This window comes from Pseudomonas sp. SIMBA_068, from assembly GCF_046534705.1.
Lineage (GTDB): Bacteria > Pseudomonadota > Gammaproteobacteria > Pseudomonadales > Pseudomonadaceae > Aquipseudomonas > Aquipseudomonas putida.
Window position 1 is genome coordinate 1 of the sequence record NZ_JAWRYI010001055.1, and the last position, 254, is coordinate 254.

Genomic DNA, 254 nt, shown 5'->3' on the forward strand with positions numbered 1-254 from the left:
GGCGTGAGCTTCACCCTGACCGGCGCGCCTTCTCCGGCGGCCAACGATCAGTTCAGTGTGTCGGTCAACACTCACGAGACCCAGAACATACTGGATACCGTGAGCCAGCTGAAAAACGCCTTGAACACGCCAACCGCCGGCAACACCCTGGCGACCCAGAAGCAACTGGCCGACCTCGCCTCGGGGATGGCCAACCTGGCCAGTGGCATCGACCAGCTGTCGATCGGTATCAGTTCGGTGGGTGGTCGTGGTTC

The 254-nt window shown here is 62.2% G+C and carries 1 pseudogene; it reads left to right on the top strand.

From position 1 onward, the window contains the following. A pseudogene (flgL, locus tag SB756_RS32670) lies at window positions 1–254 on the top strand (flagellar hook-associated protein FlgL); the annotation flags it as partial.